This window comes from Bradyrhizobium australiense, assembly GCF_013114825.1.
Taxonomy (GTDB): Bacteria; Pseudomonadota; Alphaproteobacteria; order Rhizobiales; family Xanthobacteraceae; genus Bradyrhizobium; species Bradyrhizobium australiense.
In genome coordinates this window covers 1-1,486 of record NZ_JAAVLX010000036.1, presented here as the reverse complement: position 1 = coordinate 1,486, position 1,486 = coordinate 1, and the positions used below count along the sequence as shown (strand labels likewise).

The 1,486-nt window shown below is 65.3% G+C and carries 1 protein-coding gene; it reads right to left on the bottom strand.

The features are described 5' to 3' along the window. Positions 1-155: 155 nt before the first annotated feature. The gene (locus HCN58_RS35170) at positions 156-1,202 is read right to left on the bottom strand and encodes a 3-hydroxyacyl-CoA dehydrogenase NAD-binding domain-containing protein (protein WP_235984187.1); all 1,047 of its coding nucleotides are present in this window, start codon (positions 1,200-1,202) and stop codon (positions 156-158) included. Between the last annotated feature and the right edge of the window lie 284 nt (positions 1,203-1,486).

The following is a 1,486-nucleotide window of genomic DNA, read 5'->3' as shown; positions in this document are numbered from 1 at the left end:
CAGGGCTCGGAGGTGGAACAGGTGCGTCTCGACCGTGCGGTAACTGCCGCTGTTTGAGAGGTACTCGCCGTCGAGGCCGATGTAACGGAGCAGGGGTCTTTCTGAAGAGATGGAGGTTGCGGCTTTCGGTGACGTGGCCATTGTAGTCGATCCAGTCAGACGGTATCTGTCGCGTCATCCGCAGCGGGCCGGAGCCCTTGGTGAGCTGGGGAAGCGAGGTCGCGTAGCCGCTGTTCCCAGCGCGCGAGCGTCTCGCCCGCGCCGTAGCCCTGAGCGCGTAATCCCTGCAGCACGGCCACGAGGCAGTCGTCGCGCTTCTGTTCGAGCTCAGAGACGGTCAGGTTCTCGGCTTGTGCGTCTGACTGCTCGCCGAGTTTGTCTAGGAAAGCGTCGGTGAACTCGGGTACCTCGGTGAGCTTCGTCCGCGGCAATTTCAGCGCGGGTCCGAATAGCTCCATCGAGCGGCGCGCGCCGGTCTCGGGGATGGCGATACGAAACGTCTGGATGGGGCCCATGATCGCCCGGCGCAGCCCGATGGAGTAACGGACTGCGTCATCGATCTCCTGCACGGTGGCTACATCGTCGTGCACCAGCCACAGCGCCTCGCGCCACACCGCCTCCTGCAGCCGGTTCGCGATGAACCCGTCCACCTCTTTGCGTACCACGAGCGGGTGCATCCCCACCGACCGGTAGATCTCCGCCGCCCGCGCCACCGTCTCGGGCGCCGTGCGCTGTCCCGCGCACAGTTCAACGAGCGGCAGCAGGTACACCGGGTTGAACGGGTGCGCGACGAGCAGGCGCTCCGGGTGGTCCATCCCCACCTGCAGCAACGACGGCCGCAGCCCTGACGTCGAGGAGCAGATCAGGGTGCCCGGCGCCGCCGCCCGGCTGGCGGCCGCGAGCAACTGCTGTTTCAGCTCCAGGCGGTCCGGCACGGACTCCTGCACGAGCTCCACGCCGCGCACTGCGTCCGCGACCGAGTTCACCACCGTCAGCGACCCCTCAGCCGGCAGCGGGACCTGCGTCAGCCGTCGATAGACCCGCCGCGCGTTGGCCAGCATCTTCTGCACGCGCTCGATCGTAGCAGGCGATCGGCCATGCAGCCGCACGTCCACTCCGTTGAGGAGAAACCGTGCGGCCCACCCGCCACCGATGACCCCGCCCCCCAGCAGCCCGACCGCTCGCGGCAGCCCCTCAAACATGAGCTTTGAATCTTGAGACATGACCGTTGACCTCTCACACATGAACTTTGAGCGCGAACTGCGCACCTCATCCGGACTCATCAACCGCGCCCCAATCCGTTCGATGATCTGTACCGCCCTAAGTTTCATCTCATGATGTTCACCGCCTTTGGATTTCGGAGCGTAAACAGCGTCAGCGCATTAACTAGGATCAATCGAGCGGGTCTCATCGGGAACCCTTGGCGACAGGGCTGCCGGCGGCTTGGCAGCGGCAGTCCTCATCTCAGCAATTCGCGTGCCGCTCT